General features: G+C 64.7%; 15 protein-coding genes. 4 read left to right on the forward strand and 11 right to left on the reverse strand.

Annotation, left to right across the window (positions count from 1 at the left end):
- From VE092_RS22765 to VE092_RS22775, 3 genes are all read right to left on the reverse strand, one after another.
- Nucleotides 1–1,197: Clp protease N-terminal domain-containing protein (locus VE092_RS22765; RefSeq protein WP_324880174.1), on the reverse strand; the 1,197-nt coding region annotated here is incomplete at its 3' end.
- A 104-nt stretch (nt 1,198–1,301) separates the two neighbouring features.
- On the reverse strand, nt 1,302–1,676 hold the full coding sequence (crcB, locus tag VE092_RS22770) for a fluoride efflux transporter CrcB (RefSeq protein ID WP_324880175.1): 375 nt from the start codon (nt 1,674–1,676) through the stop codon (nt 1,302–1,304).
- Between the two features lie 40 nt (nt 1,677–1,716).
- Nucleotides 1,717–2,682 (reverse strand): LysR family transcriptional regulator, encoded by a 966-nt coding sequence (locus tag VE092_RS22775; protein ID WP_324880176.1) that lies wholly within the window; start codon nt 2,680–2,682, stop codon nt 1,717–1,719.
- Nucleotides 2,683–2,871: 189 nt separating this feature from the next.
- Between VE092_RS22775 and VE092_RS22780 the strand changes: the two genes are divergently transcribed.
- The 4 genes from VE092_RS22780 to VE092_RS22795 all read left to right on the forward strand — a co-directional run bounded on the left by VE092_RS22780 (nt 2,872) and on the right by VE092_RS22795 (nt 7,794).
- Nucleotides 2,872–4,341 (forward strand): efflux transporter outer membrane subunit, encoded by a 1,470-nt coding sequence (locus tag VE092_RS22780; RefSeq protein WP_324880177.1) that lies wholly within the window; start codon nt 2,872–2,874, stop codon nt 4,339–4,341.
- The gene (locus VE092_RS22785; protein ID WP_324880178.1) at nt 4,338–6,551 is read left to right on the forward strand and encodes an FUSC family protein; all 2,214 of its coding nucleotides are present in this window, start codon (nt 4,338–4,340) and stop codon (nt 6,549–6,551) included. The genes VE092_RS22780 and VE092_RS22785 overlap by 4 nt, the downstream gene beginning before the upstream one ends.
- The gene (locus VE092_RS22790; protein WP_324880179.1) at nt 6,541–6,741 is read left to right on the forward strand and encodes a DUF1656 domain-containing protein; all 201 of its coding nucleotides are present in this window, start codon (nt 6,541–6,543) and stop codon (nt 6,739–6,741) included. The genes VE092_RS22785 and VE092_RS22790 overlap by 11 nt, the downstream gene beginning before the upstream one ends.
- 78 nt (nt 6,742–6,819) lie before the next feature.
- Nucleotides 6,820–7,794 carry an HlyD family secretion protein gene (locus VE092_RS22795; RefSeq protein WP_324880180.1) on the forward strand — a complete coding sequence of 325 codons (975 nt, stop codon included), beginning with the start codon at nt 6,820–6,822 and terminating at the stop codon, nt 7,792–7,794.
- A gap of 54 nt (nt 7,795–7,848) precedes the next feature.
- On the opposite strand, the gene VE092_RS22800 is transcribed toward VE092_RS22795, so the two are convergent.
- The 8 genes from VE092_RS22800 to VE092_RS22835 all read right to left on the reverse strand — a co-directional run bounded on the left by VE092_RS22800 (nt 7,849) and on the right by VE092_RS22835 (nt 14,740).
- Nucleotides 7,849–8,136, reverse strand: a complete 288-nt coding sequence (locus VE092_RS22800; protein ID WP_324880181.1) for a helix-turn-helix transcriptional regulator — start codon at nt 8,134–8,136, stop codon at nt 7,849–7,851.
- Entirely contained in the window at nt 8,137–9,438 is a 1,302-nt protein-coding gene (locus VE092_RS22805; RefSeq protein ID WP_324880182.1) for a type II toxin-antitoxin system HipA family toxin, read from the reverse strand.
- A gap of 72 nt (nt 9,439–9,510) precedes the next feature.
- Nucleotides 9,511–10,857, reverse strand: coding sequence for an Nramp family divalent metal transporter (locus tag VE092_RS22810; RefSeq protein WP_324880183.1), 1,347 nt, complete (start codon nt 10,855–10,857; stop codon nt 9,511–9,513).
- A 70-nt stretch (nt 10,858–10,927) separates the two neighbouring features.
- Nucleotides 10,928–11,380 carry a molybdopterin synthase catalytic subunit MoaE gene (gene moaE / locus VE092_RS22815; protein ID WP_324880184.1) on the reverse strand — a complete coding sequence of 151 codons (453 nt, stop codon included), beginning with the start codon at nt 11,378–11,380 and terminating at the stop codon, nt 10,928–10,930.
- Between the two features lie 77 nt (nt 11,381–11,457).
- A complete protein-coding gene (locus VE092_RS22820) occupies nt 11,458–12,828 on the reverse strand; it encodes a gluconate:H+ symporter (RefSeq protein ID WP_324880185.1) in 1,371 nt (456 codons plus the stop codon).
- Nucleotides 12,829–12,964: 136 nt separating this feature from the next.
- A complete protein-coding gene (locus VE092_RS22825) occupies nt 12,965–13,609 on the reverse strand; it encodes a class I SAM-dependent methyltransferase (protein WP_324880186.1) in 645 nt (214 codons plus the stop codon).
- Between the two features lies 1 nt (nt 13,610).
- Nucleotides 13,611–13,868 (reverse strand): molybdopterin converting factor subunit 1, encoded by a 258-nt coding sequence (gene moaD, locus VE092_RS22830; RefSeq protein WP_008328251.1) that lies wholly within the window; start codon nt 13,866–13,868, stop codon nt 13,611–13,613.
- 29 nt (nt 13,869–13,897) lie between these two features.
- Nucleotides 13,898–14,740, reverse strand: a complete 843-nt coding sequence (locus VE092_RS22835; protein ID WP_324880187.1) for a DUF817 domain-containing protein — start codon at nt 14,738–14,740, stop codon at nt 13,898–13,900.
- Nucleotides 14,741–14,749: the final 9 nt, after the last annotated feature.

A 14,749-nucleotide genomic window follows, 5' to 3' on the forward strand; every position in this document is an offset into this window, starting at 1 on the left:
GGAAGCGGCTTCGTCGATCAGGTCGATGGCCTTGTCCGGCAGGAAGCGGTCGGTGATGTAGCGATGCGACAGCTCGGCGGCCGCCACGATGGCCGGGTCGGTGATGTCCACGCCATGGTGCACTTCATATTTTTCCTGCAAACCACGCAGGATGGCGATGGTGGCTTCCACGCTGGGCTCGTCGACCAGGATCTTCTGGAAGCGGCGCTCCAGCGCGGCGTCCTTCTCGATGTACTGGCGATATTCATCCAGCGTGGTGGCACCCACGCAATGCAGCTCGCCGCGTGCCAGGGCCGGCTTCAACATGTTGCCGGCGTCCATGGCGCCCTCGGCCTTGCCAGCACCCACCATGGTGTGCAGCTCATCGATGAAGACGATGGTCTGGCCTTCATCCTGGGCGATTTCCTTCAAGACCGCCTTCAGGCGCTCCTCGAATTCGCCGCGATACTTGGCACCAGCCAGCAGGGCCGCCATATCCAGCGACAACACGCGTTTGGACTTCAGGCTGTCCGGCACCTCACCGTTGACGATGCGCTGGGCCAGACCTTCGACGATGGCGGTCTTGCCCACGCCCGGTTCGCCGATGAGTACGGGGTTGTTCTTGCTGCGCCGTTGCAGCACCTGGATGGCGCGGCGGATTTCATCGTCGCGGCCGATCACCGGGTCGAGCTTGCCGGCACGGGCGCGCTCGGTCAGGTCCAGGGTGTATTTCTTGAGGGCTTCGCGCTGGCCTTCGTCCTGCTGCGAGGACACCGACGCGCCGCCGCGCACGGCCTGGATGGCTGCTTCCAGCGACTTGCGGCTGAGACCGTTTTCACGGGCGGCACGGCCGGCGTCGGACTTGTCGTCGGCCAGGCCCAGCAGCACCATTTCGCTGGCGACGAACTGGTCGCCGTGCTTTTGTGCTTCCTTGTCGGCCAGGTTCAGCAGGGCCACCAGTTCGCGCCCGACCTGCACTTCGCCGCCGTTGCCGGAGACTTGCGGCAGGCGCTTGAGGGCCGCCTGCAAGGCGGTATTCAGGCCGTTCACGTTCACGCCGGCACGCTGCAGCAGCGAGCGTGCGCCGCCGTCATCCTGGCCCAGCAAGGCCAGGATCAGGTGAACGGGTTCGATGTATTGATTGTCGTGGCCGACTGCCTGGGATTGCGCATCGGCCAGCGCTTCCTGCAATTTTGTGGTGAGTTTGTCGAGACGCATGGTTCGCTCCAATTTTTCAATGAGATGAAAGTTGGGCCTGCGCTTTGATTTTCAAGCAATGATCATGCCGTCTGTTTTGATCTGCATCAGTTCGCCGGGGGACGTCACCCTGCCAAGGCGCGATAGCTTGCAAACCCGGCAACACAGAGCACGATGGAGCCCAGCAGATGCAGCGCGGAATGGCCAATGGCCCACAGATAGTCGCCCCGCTGCAAGAGGATCATGGCCTCGGCAGAGAAGGTGGAAAAGGTGGTCAGGCCGCCCAGAAAACCGGTCACCGCGAACAGCCGCCATTCGGGCGAGAGCCCCGGATGCTGTTCGAAATAGGCCACCAGGAAACCGATCACATAGGCCCCTGCCCAGTTGGCCGCCAGCGTGCCCAGCGGTACGAAGTGGCCGGCCACGTTCCATACCACCGATATGCGCCAGCGCAGCCATGCGCCCAGCGCCGCGCCCATTCCCACTGCCAGCCATCCCATCCGCATTCTCCTTTTGTCACTACCCGGGCCAGACCCCGCATCAGCGCGTCGTGACGCCCCGCATTTCTTCCCGCAGGCTGCCCAGACGCTCCAGCGCCAGGTGGTCTTCCTCCAGGGTCTTGTCCACGGTTTCGTGCATCCAGTCTACCCAGGTGCTGATCTTGGCGTCCAGGTATTGACGTGAAGGATACAGCGCGTAGACCCCCATGTTCTGCAAGCGGTGCTGCGGCAGCACCCGCTCAATGGTACCGGCGCGCAGCGCATCCACTGCCGAATAGATGGGCAACACGCCGATCCCCATGCCCTCGCGGACGGCGGTAAGCATGGCTTCGGCCACGTTGACCTGGAAATTGCTCTTGACGGCGATCACCGCCTCGCCTTCCGGCCCATCCAGGATCCACTCGTCCAACGGCGAAATGGGGCTCACCAACTGCAGGCAGGCATGATTGAGCAGGTCGGCCGGCTGCTGGGGCGCGCCATACTTGTCCAGGTACCCGGGCGCTGCGCACAGCATGCTGAAGGTACTGCCCAGCTGGCGGTAGATCAGGCCGGAATCCGGCAGTTCGCGGGCCAGCACCAGCGATACGTCATAGCCTTCTTCCAGCATGTCGGGAATGCGCTGGGCCAGGGTCAGCTCCACCGCCACGTCCGGATAGCGCTTCTGGTAACCGGAGATGGAGGGAATCACATAACGCTGGCCGAAGCTGGTCATGGCGTGGATGCGCAGGCGGCCGGAGGGTCGCACATAGGCGGCACTGGCCTCGGCCTCGGCCTCATCCACGTAGGCCATGATCTGCTGGCAGCGCAGCAGATAACGCTCGCCCGCTTCGGTCAGGGCGATGCGGCGCGTGGTACGGTTCAACAGGCGGGTGCGCAGATGGCGCTCCAGGTCGGCCACCGCGCGCGAGACATGGGCGGTGGTCAGGGCCATCTGCTGGGCCGCCTGCGTAAAGCTGCCGGCCTCGACCACGCGCGTGAAGACGCGCATGTTTTGCAGGGTATCCATCTTGTTCCTATCAATAAACAGGTGCCGAGCACGGCGGGCGCAACACCGGATGTCAGCATTGTTACCCAAAACGGTGCAATCATTATTTCCAATATTGAGATAAAGAATTGCGTAATAGCGGATTTTTTTGGAAATAATTACAAAATAGAATACATAACTTCTGATATTTGCATATTTTCGGGTAATCCCATGACACGTATCGCCATTTTCAAGCTACCTGCCCTGACCGTCGTTGCATTGGCGCTGACAATCGCCGGCTGCGCCGACCAGGGCGGCATCCAGCCGCAAGCGCAGGTCCGCGAGGTCGCCACGCTGGACGCCGGCCAGGCTATCCGCCAGGCGGCCAGCGAGGCCGGCTGGCCGCAACGCGCCTGGTGGCAGGTCTATGGCGATGCGCAGCTGGACCAACTGGTCAGCCGCGCCGTGGCCGGCAACCCCAGCATGGCGGTGGCCGCCGCCCGCGTACGCCAGGCGCGCTCGCTGGCCGTGGCCACCCATGCCGGCGAGCTGCCCAGCGCCCAGCTGGATGTGGCGGTCGGCCGCAAGGACTGGTCCGATAACGTCTACTACGGTGCCGCCTTCCGCGACAAGCTGACCTGGAACAACACCGCCACCCTGGGCTTGTCCTATAACGTCGACCTCTGGGATCGCAACAAGAACGCCACCCTGCGTGCCGAGGACGAGATGCACGCCGTGGCGGCCGACGCCCGCGCTGCCCAGCTCGACCTGGAAGGCAATGTGGTGCGCACCTATGTGCAGTTGGCCCTGCAATACGGCCTGCTGGACAACACCGAAGCCATGCTGAAGGAAGAACAGAAGATCCTCGACCTAGCCCATCGTCGCTTCAAGGGTGGACTCGGCACCCAGCTTGAGATCACCCAGGCCGAAGCCCCGTTGCCGGAGACCCGGCGCCAGATCGAAGCCCTGCAAGAGAGCATCGCCCTGATCCGCAACCAGCTGGCCGCGCTGCTGGGCGCCGGCCCCGGCGCCGCCGACGGCATCACCCGCCCCACCCTGCAGCTGCAGGCCGCCATCGGCCTGCCCAGCGCACTGCCGGCCGACCTGGTGGGCCGCCGCCCGGACATCAGCGCCGCCCGCTGGCGCGTGGAAGCCGCTGGCAAGGGCATCGCCGTGGCCAAGGCCGCCTTCTACCCCAACATCAACCTGCTGGCCGGCATCGGCCCGGCGGCCGCCGGTGGCGGGCTGTTCTCCTTCCTTTCTGCGCCCAATCTCCAGACCACCTACGGTCCAGCCATCTCCCTGCCCATCTTCGAGGGTGGCCGCCTGCGTGGCCAACTGGGTGCGGCCAGCGCCGGCTATGACATCGAGGTGGAGCACTACAACGCCCTGCTCTCACTAGCCCTCAAGGGCATTTCCGACCAGGTGGTGACGCTACAATCAGTAGCCCGCCAGCAGGAGCAGGCACAGCAATCGGTGCAAGCCGCACAAAAGAACGTGGATATCGCCACCCGTGCCTATCAGCGCGGCCTGACCGATTACCTCAACATCCTGCACGCCCAGACCCAATGGCTGCGCCAGCAGCAGATCGTGCAGCAATTGCAGGCACAGCGTCTGAGCGCCTACGCCGCGCTGCAGACTGCCCTGGGCGGGGGCATGGATAATGGCAGCGCCCCGGATGAGCAGGTGGCCGCCAAATGAGCACACCCACGCCTGCCCCCGCCCTGCCCCTGAAGGCGCAGCTGCACGAGGCCGCCCGCGACTGGTGGCGCAGTGATGCACCGACCTGGGTGTATGTGTTCAAGATGGTCTTCGCTGGCCTACTGGCGCTGGGCATCGGCTACGGCCTGGACCTGGAGTCGCCGCGCTCGGCGCTGATCACGGTCTTCATCGTCATGCAGCCGCAAAGCGGGATGATCCTGGCCAAGAGCTTCTACCGGGTCATCGGTACCCTGGTCGGCTCGGCGGCCATCGTGGTCTTCGTCGGCCTGTTTGCGCAGACGCCGGAACTGTTCCTGCTGGCCTCGGCCCTGTGGATCGGGCTGTGCACGGTGGGCTCGGCGCACAATCGCAACTTCCGCTCGTATGGCTTCGTGCTGTCCGGCTATACGGTGGCACTGATCGGCCTGCCGGCCGCGCTGCATCCGGCCATCACGTTCGATTCGGTGATGACACGGGTCTCCGAAATCATGGTCGGCATCGTCTGCGTGGGCCTGGTCAGCGCGCTGGTATTCCCGCAGGCCAGTGCACCGGGCCTGGTACGCATCATCCGTGGCCGCTTTACCGCCTTCGTTGATCTGATCAGCGCCACCCTGGGCGGCAGCAACGACCGCAAGCAACTGGAAGCCACCAATGCCCGCTTCGTGGGCGACATCATCGGCCTGGAAGCCCTGCGCAGCTCGGCCATCTTCGAAGACCCGGAAGTGCGCCTGCGCAGCGGTCGCCTGAGCCGCATGAACAGCGAATTCATGGCGCTGTCCACCCGCGTACACGCGCTGCACCAGCTGATGAACCGGCTGCACGCCAATCCCGCACCGAGTGCGCAGGTGGTCATTGCCGCCATCTCGCCGTATTTCCGCGAGGTGCAGCCCTTGCTGACCCGCGCCAGCGGCGAACCGGTGATGAGTGCGGTGGATGCCGCCGACGCCGCCCTCAAGCTGGACGCCTTCAAGCGCGAACTGCCGCGCCGCGTGCGCGCCACCCGCGGCACGCTGGCCGAACAGTGCGACAGCGACAGCGCCATGCTGGATTTCGATACGGCCTCTGAACTCCTGTACCGGGTGGTCGAAGAACTGCATGCCTACACCCTGACCTATGCCTCGCTGAACCAGCGCCACCACGAGCGCGAGCAATGGGAGCATTCCTACGCCCCCAAGACCAGCATGACCACGGCATTGATCGCCGGTGCCCGCGCCGCCATCGTGATGCTGTGCCTGGCAGGCTTCTGGATCGCCAGCGGCTGGCCCAGCGGCGACGTGGCCGTGCTCAACGCGGCGGCTTTCTGCGCCATCACCTCGGCCGCACCCGACCCGGCCAAGGCCACGCGTACGGTCGCCATCGGCGTGCTCTTCGCGGCCGTGGCCGGCTATGTCTACACCTTCCATATCCTGCCGCGCCTGGATGGCTACTGGATGCTGGCCAGCGCGCTCATGCCGGTGCTGATGCTGGCCGTCTGGCTGACCACCAAACCCAAATGGGCCGGTTACGGCCTGGGGATCTGCATCTTCTTTCCCTTCCTGGCGGTACCGGACAACTTCGCCCACTTCAATGCGGCCGGCTACCTGAACGAATCGGTGGCGCTGGTGGTGTCCTTGCTGGTGACGGCCGTGGCCTTCATGCTGCTGCTGCCGCCGACCACCGACTGGACCGTGCGCGTGCTGGAAAAGCAATTGCGCAAGCAGGTGGTGGACGCCTGTTTCGGCAAGCTGGGCCGCCTGGCGCTGAAGTTCGAAAGCGGCACCCGTGACCTGATGCACCAGATCACGATCCTCACCAGCAGTCGCCCGGTCCTGCGCCAGAAGGCGCTGGGCTGGATGTTTGCCACCCTGGAAGTGGGCCACGCCATCATCGAACTGCGTACCGAACTGCACGGCATCCGCACCGAAACCCCGGACCTGCTGCCACCGTCCGCCTACGCCGCACTGAACCGCCTGCGCGAAGCCATCCCGGCCCTGTTCGCCCGGCCTTCGGCGGCCACCCTGCAGGCGGCGCTGGAGGCCAATGACGCCACCATCGTCGAAGTCCAGACCGCCATCGGCCCGCATTACCGCGAACGCAGCGAACGTCATCGCCTGCAACGCACCCTGAGTTACCTGCACTTCATCCGCACCGCCCTGCTCGATCAGCAATCGCCGCTGCATACCATGCGCGCCGGTGCCAACCCCGCTTCCGGAGAACGCCATGCCACGTGAGATTTCCTTCTTCGACGCCTACATCCCAACGGTACTGCTGCTGGCCGTGCTGGCCGCCATCCTGGCCATGGCCGCGGACCGGGTCCTGGTGCGGCTGGGCTTCTACGAACTGACCTGGCACCCGGCGCTGTTCCGCGTGAGCCTGTTCGTCTGCCTGGCGGCCTTGCTGGGGCTGTACGTGTACCGCTAAGGGACATCGGCTTTACCGCCTTCTGCGCCAAACCCATCACTTCAGAAAAGATAAAGAAACAATCAGGAGTAGTTCACCATGTCGGTCAAATCGATTTTCCGCGTCCTCATCACCTCGGCCATTTTCCTCTTGGCCATCCTGCTCGCCTGGAGCCTGTGGCAGCACTACATGCATTCCCCCTGGACCCGCGACGGCCGGGTGCGCGCCGAAGTGGTCAACGTCGCGCCGGATGTCTCCGGCCAGGTAGTGGCGCTGCCGGTGCGTGACAACCAGCTGGTCAAGAAGGGCGACCTGCTGATGGAAATCGACCCGGCCCGCTACACGCTGGCGCTGCAACAGGCCGAGGCCGCCGTCACCGCGCGCAAGGCAGATCTGGATGTGCGCCGTGCCGAGGTCGAGGCACGTCGCGCCGACCTGGCTATGCGCCGCGCCCAGGCCCGCCGCCGGGCCGATGTGGATGCGCTGGTGGTGTCGCGGGAAGCCCGCGAAGATGCCGGCAGCCAGGTTACCGCCTCGCAAGCCCAGTTGGAAGCCGCCCAGGCCCAGCTGCAAGGCGCCCAGGCCCAATACCAGGCGGCCCTGTCGCAGCGCGATACGGCCAGGCTGAACCTGGAGCGCACCAAGGTGTTCTCCCCGGTGGATGGCTATGTGACCAACCTGGCCGTACGCCGCGGCGACTATGCGGCTGCCGGCGCGGCCAAGATCGCACTGATCGACAGCCACTCCTTCTGGGTCTATGCCTATTTCGAGGAAACCAAGCTGCCGCTACTATCCATCGGCGACCGCGCCAAGATCCAGCTGATCAACGGCGCCACCCTGGAAGGCCATGTCGACAGCATCGCCCGCGGCATCTATGACCGTGACAATCCGCAAAGCCGCGAACTGACCGCCGATGTGAACCCGACCTTCAACTGGGTGCGGCTGGCCCAGCGCATTCCGGTACGCATCCAGCTCGACAAGGTGCCGGAACATGTACTGCTGGCCTCGGGGCTGACCTGCACGGTGGTCTTGGAGCCGGGGAGCGGCAAGTCGCAGACGGCAGCGCGCAACTGAACCAGCCTGAGGTAGTGGAAAGGCGGCCCTGATGCAGCATCAGGGCCGCCTTTTTCATGTGCGCTTGCGCGCCACCGCACCCACGCTCATGCCGACCGGCTTGAGCAGCTTGTCGGCAGTGGCCAGCGTGGGGCTGGACTCACCGCGCTCGATATCCTGCAAGGTGCGGGCAGATACGCCGCACAGCTTGGCGTATTCGGCAATGGTCAGGCGCAGAGTGGTGCGGATCTTGCGGATCACGGCGGGAATGGGCAGGGTCGGATCGGCAGCCAGTTCGTCGAACAGCATCCTCCGTTCTTCCAATTGCTCGATGGCAGTGAGAGGCTTGAAGCGCTTGTCCATTCAAAGCGCCTCCAGCTGGGTACGGACCTGGGCCAGCGTGACGGCCAAGGGGTCGAGGAATTGTGCGTCAATGCGCAGATCGCGGGCGCGCTCCAGCAGTCCTGCCAGCGGCTGCGCTATCTCGCGCACCGCCGCCCGCACCGGTGCTTCCTCCAGTCGGGCCGCGTCGCAGGCCTGCGCGATCGCGCTGGCCCACTGCGGCGAGCCGCCGTCATCGTGCTCCCAGCGCATGCGGCGGGCGATGCCATCGGGATGCAACCACATCGGCGCGAAATCGAACAGCGGCGTGAGTCCGATCTGCCCCTGCGCGTCGCGTCGGATGGCGGTGTTGCGGGCGTGGTTGTCCTTGTTACGCAGGACGATATTGGCGATATCGCGCTTCAGGTATTCGATGATCTCCGCCATCGGATCGGTGGCCACTTCCCCCAGCCGGGCGCAGGCCACATTATGCGACGGCGTCGCCGCAAAGCCGGTTACGCCGCAGAGCGAGGCAATGCTTTCCTGGGCGTAGCGCACTACCTGGCGGCGACCGTCAATGACCTGCACCTCGCGATCAAAACGCGGAATGAACAAGGCCTTGCCGTGCAGTTCCAGCGCGGCGTGGACCCGCAGGCCGAGGCTGGCCGCCAGCTGCATATAGGGAGCTTCCAGTTGCAGGATGTTGGCCAGGTCAGGATCGGGCCCTCGTCCGAACTTGACGATGTAGTGTTGGTCGGCCAGGTCATCGGGCAAGGCGTGGTCGAGATAGAACAGGCCGTCGCGGGCACGCGTCAACAGAATCTTCGGCCATTCGCCCTGCACCCCCGAGGAGCCGGCCAGGAACAGGCCGTGCTGGGCCAGGTATTCGTTGAAGTCTTCCGAACGCGCCGCGATCTCGTCGATGGCGAATCCGCGCAACTGCGGTCCGCTGCGTTGCTGCGCCCATTGCCAGGCTTCCAGCAGACGCAGGTTGCCGATGGGATTGCCGGCGCCGGCACAGAGCAATGGCCAGTCGGCGCTGGCTTCGGCGCGCTCATCCAGGCCAAGCTGGCGCAGCAGCTCGCCCCGGCCGTACCCTTGCGGCAGCAGATCGATCAGGAACGCCGGCCAGCGCTGTTCGCGCAGGTCATCGAAGCTGACGGGCACATTTGCGGAGACCGCCGCCGCATCACGCCGGTTTTGGTAGTCCACCACGTGCGCCGCCTCATAGGCCAGGAAGGACGAGGCCGCCATGCCCTGTTCGACCGGGCCGGTCAGGGACAACGCGGCCGCGTCGCGCCAGGCGCCGTCGATATGCAGTTGCAGGGTGCAAGAAGTCTTCATATACACATCATACTATCATCAATACCCATAAAATACAGAGTAAACATGATAGTTTGATGTGTAAAAGCTGTATCAGGTGGCAAACACCTGCCACACCAGCCACACGTTGGCAGCCGAGATCGCCACGAACAGCAGCCACGCCGTGGCGCTGACCCACCAGGGGTTGACCAGCTCGCCCATCAGGTCGGCACGGCTGGTCAGGCGGATCAGCGGATACATGGCAAAGGGCAACTGCAGCGACAGCACCACCTGGCTGGCCACCAGCAGCTTGCCCACCGAATGCGGCCCCAGGGTAAGCACGCCGATCAGCGCCGGCACCAACGCCAGGGCGCGGGTGATGACGCGGCGCTGCCAGCAGGGAATCTTCAGCTTCAGGAAGCCTTCCATGATGACCTGGCCGGCGATGGTGCCGGTGAAGGTCGAGCTCTGGCCGGACGCGAACAGGCCCACGCCGAACAGGACGGCCGCCATGGCCGAGCCGGTGATGGGATCCAGCAGATGGTAGGCCTCATCCAGTTCGGCGACCTGGGTATTGCCGCTCTTGTGGAAGGCGGTGGCGGCCAGGATCAGGATGGTGGCGTTGATGACCATGGCGATCAGCAGCGAGATCGTGGTATCGACCCGGGTGTAGCGCACCGCCTCCAGCAGGGAGGCCGGATCGCGCCGCACGCTGCGGGTCTGCACGATGGAAGAATGCAGGTAGAGATTGTGCGGCATCACGGTGGCGCCGATGATGCCGATGGCCAGATACAGCGGCTCGCGGCTGGAGATGGCTTGCAGCGAGGGCACGAAGCCTTGCATCACCTCATGCCAGTCGGCCTTGACGAAGGCCAGTTGTGCCAGCAGGCAGGCGGCGATCGTGATGACCAGTCCGAGGATGATGGCTTCCACCTGGCGGAAGCCCCTGCCCTTCAGTCCCAGCACGATCAGGGTATCGAGCGCGGTCAGCAGCACCCCCACCGGCAGCGAGACGCCCAGCAGCAGGTTGAAGGCCAGTGCGCAGCCCAGCACTTCGGCCAGGTCGCAGGCGATGATGGAGAGTTCGGCCAGCACCCACATGCCCTTGCCCACGGCGGGCGGGTAATGTTCGCGTGAATGCACGGCCAGATCCTTGCCGGTGGCAATCCCCAGCCGCGCGCACAGGCATTGCAGCACGATGGCGGCCAGGCTGGAGAGCATCACCACGAACAGCAGCTGGTAGCCGAACTGCGAACCGGCCTGGATGGACGTGGCCCAGTTGCCCGGGTCCATGTAGCCGATCGACACCAGCAGGCCGGGGCCGACATAGATGCGCAGCTTTTGCCAGACCGAGGCGCCGGCCGGCACAGCGACCGAGCCGGCCACTTCGGAGGGACAGAAAGGCGCCGTCGCAGTCTGGGGCAAACCCGGGATGCGAGGCAAGCGGAAGGTAAATGGCAAAACGGTTTCCCCTGAACTTGTGCGGATGGGCGTCCTGGTGCCCGGGATCAGCGTCCCGGCCCGCGGCGCCTCATTGTTTCCATTTGGACAGCGCGCTGTCGTCGCTCTCGCGGGCATCGACCCAGCGCGCGCCGTCCGGCGTCTGTTCCTTCTTCCAGAACGGCGCCTGGGTCTTGAGGTAATCCATGATGAATTCGCAGGCCGCGAAGGCTTCGCCGCGATGGGGCGAGGTGACCGCCACCAGCACGATCTGCTCCAGCGGCTGCATGGGCCCGATGCGATGGATCACCAGCGCATCGAAGATGGGCCAGCGCGCCTTGGCCTGTTCCACGATCTGCTCCAGGGCACGCTCGGTCATGACTGGATAGTGTTCCAGCTCCATGGCCGAGACGGCCGCGCCCTCGTTGAGATCGCGCACCGTGCCCACGAAGCTCACCACCGCCCCTACGCGGGGATTGGACAGGCGCAGTTGCGCCACTTCGGTGGAGAGATCGAAATCGGCGGTCTGGACGCGGACAGGCATGGCGAGACGGAAAGTGAAAGGCAGGGCTGCGATTCTACCAGCGCAGCCCTGCCCGCGAGCACACGTGCATCAGACGATCAAACGATCAGCCCCCACAGCAGCAGCGTCATGCCCAGGCCGATCACCGAGACCAGGGTCTGGATTACCGACCAGGTCGCCAGGGTCTGCTTGAGGTTCAGGCCGAAGTATTCCTTGACCATCCAGAAGCCGGCGTCATTGACGTGGCAGAAGAACACCGAACCGGCACCGATGGCCAGGGCCATCAGCGAATTGTGGGTGGCCGACAGGCCCGCCACCAGCGGCGCGACGATACCGGCGGTGGCGGTCGTGGCGACGGTGGCCGAACCGGTGGCCTGGCGCAGTGCCACGGCGATGATCCAGGCCAAGAGGATCAGCGGCATGTGGGTGCCGGTGGCGATCTTGGTGATGGTGTCGCTGATGCCGGCGGCCAGCAGGGTCTGCTTGAGGCCGCCGCCGGCGCCGATGGTCAGCAGCAGGCCGGCGATGGGCGGCAAGGCGCGGCGCAGCGTGGCACCCACCTGGAAGCGGCTGCTGCCCTGGCCCCAGCCCAGCACCACCACGGCAAAGAGCACCGTGACGGTCAGGGCGATGATGGGTTCGCCGAAGAAGTTGAGCATCTCGAACAGCTCGGTCTTGGGCGTGACCCAGATGCGGGCCACGGTACGGCCCAGCATCAGCGCCACCGGCAGCAGGATGGTCACCAGCGAGGCCACGAAGCCCGGCTGCGACTGCCCTTCCCGGGCGCTGAAGAGCTTGCCGATCTGGTCCGGTTCGGCCAGGTTCAGGCGCGGTGCCAGGAAGTTGCCATACAACGGGCCAGCAATGATGACCGCCGGAATGGCGACGATGAAGCCCAGCAGCATGGTGGTACCGAGATCGGCATGCAGGGCCGACACGGCAATCAGCGGGCCGGGGTGCGGCGGCAAGAGCGCGTGCAGCGTGGTCATGCCGGCCAGCGCGGGAATGGCCACGCGCATGATGGGCAACTGCGAACGGCGTGCCATGACGAAGATGATCGGCGCCATCATCACCAGCCCGACCTCGAAGAACAGCGGCAGGCCGACCACCAGGGCCACCAGCGCCATCATCCAGGGAATGATGCTGCCACGCGCATAGCGCAGCAGGGTATTGACGATGCGGTCGGCCGCGCCCGATTCGGCCATGAGCGCGCCCAGCATCGCGCCCAGGGCGATGATGATGCCGGCCTCGCCCAACAGGCTGCCGGCGCCCTTGCTGAAGGCCTTGGCGATGTCTTCCAGCGGCAAGCCGGCGCCGATACCGGCGATGAAGGTGCCGATGAGGATGGACAGGAAGGGTGCGATGGACAGGAAGCTGATCAGCACCACGATGGCGATCAATGCCGCCAGCGTGACCAGCAGCAACTGCGTGTCCTGGGCCGCCCAGGCGGCCAGTTGGGTCGAAATCAAGATGGTTCCTTCTTAGGTGTGGATGAATGCGCATCGATGGACGATGTCTTTTGTGCAGCCCCTCCGCAAACCTGTTTGGCGCAGGCTTGGTCTCCTCCCAAAGAATCCGGATGTCGAATGTTGTGGGCTTGCCCGCTTAACGCGGGTCTTCCGTCTTTTGCCAGACGCTGGCCAGCCACGGCTGCTGCTCGCGCGGCAAACCGTCAGGGCGGTAATAATGCCGCAATTCAACGAATCCTGCTGGCAGCAGGTAACGGCGCCAGCCCTCCAGGCTGTGCCAGACGCCATAGCGCGGGCCGCTCCAGCCTTCCAGGTCTTCCCCGCGGGGATTGGAACTGAAGAGGATGCCGCCCGCCTTGAGGCTGGCGTGCAATCGGGCGAGCACGCTCGGCAGTGCAGCCGAAGGCACATGGAACAGCGAGGCATTGGCGAAGATGCCGTCGAAGCGTTGCGGCGGCAGGTCCAGCTGCAGGAAGTCCTGGTGCCAGACCTCGCAGCCACTGGCCGCACGCGCCATCTCGACGAACTCGGCCGTGCCGTCCAGCCCGACGGCCACATGGCCGCGCCGGGTGAATTCGATCAGGTCGCGCCCCGGGCCACAGCCGAAGTCCAGAATCGTGAAGGGTCCCTGCCCGGCCTGGCCGGCTCTGGCGTACAGGGCATCCAGCAAGGCCGCCATGTTCTGGCTGACGTCATGATCCCAGGTGCCTTCACGAAAGCTCTCGGCATTACTGCTGTAGTGCGCAATGGTGCCGACCGAGGAATCGCGGCGGGTGCTCATGTCAGCCGCCGGTGACGGGTGGGAAGAAGGCCACCTCGCCGCCGTCGACGATTTCGGTATCGGCCTCGGTCATCTCATGGTCGTAGGCCATGCGCAGGTTCTTTTCCGGTCCCAGCACCTCGGCCCAGATGCCGCCCCGCCCCATCAGGAAGGCGCGCACGTCGCCGACGGTCTTGACGCTGTCCGGCAGCTCGATGATTTCCTGCGAGGTCTGCAGGGCTTCGCGCACGCTGGCGAAGAAACGGAGTTCGATTTTCATGAGATTTCCTTGACGATGGCAGCACGCCCTCACTGGGCGATATGAATCTTGCTGCGGATATGCTTGAGATGAACCACGATGGTGAAGGTCATCATGACCAGCAGCGACCAGGCGCTCCATTTGCCCAGGTGCACCGTGGACCAGGCCCCCATCTGGTTGGGATAGCGCCAGATGCCGAAGAAGGTGCTGATGTTCTCGGCCAGCCAGATGAAGAATCCGATCAGCAGGAAAGCCAGCAGCAGCGGCATCTTGCGATCGCGATCCAGCGGACGGAACAGCACCGTGGAGCGGGCGTACAGGCCAAGCGCGCACGCGGCCAGATACCAGCGATAGTCACCGATGTAATGATGGGTGAAGAAATTGACGTAGATCAGCAGGGCAATCAGGGTCGCCATCCAGTAGGGAGGGTGATGCTCGATGCGCAGGTCGAATAGCCGCCAGGCCTGGATGATGTAGCTGCCTACGGCGGCATACATGAATCCGGAAAACAGCGGCACCCCGAACAGCTTGGTGTAGGCAAAATCAGGATAGCTCCATGACTGGATCGCTCCCGAAGTCTTGAATACTTCCAGCGCAAACCCGACGACGTGGAACACACTGATGGCCTTGAGTTCGGCGATGGTCTCAATGCGGGCAGACACCATCCAGACCTGCACCAGCACGGCGAAGAGCAGCAAGGCATCATAGCGGGGAATGCCAAACAGGCCGGCCCGTGGCATCAGGAAGACGGCAGCAAAGAACAGCCCCGCAAACAGACAGCAGCGCGCTTCCTTGATCCCGAACATGAGGAACTCCAGCACGAAGCGGCGCCAGCCGGTGGCCTCGCTGGGAATGCTGCTGCTCAGATACTGATCGATGTCAGCCAGTCTCATCCGTGCTCC

It is taken from the genome of Herbaspirillum sp., assembly GCF_035644555.1.
Taxonomy (GTDB): Bacteria; Pseudomonadota; Gammaproteobacteria; order Burkholderiales; family Burkholderiaceae_D; genus Herbaspirillum.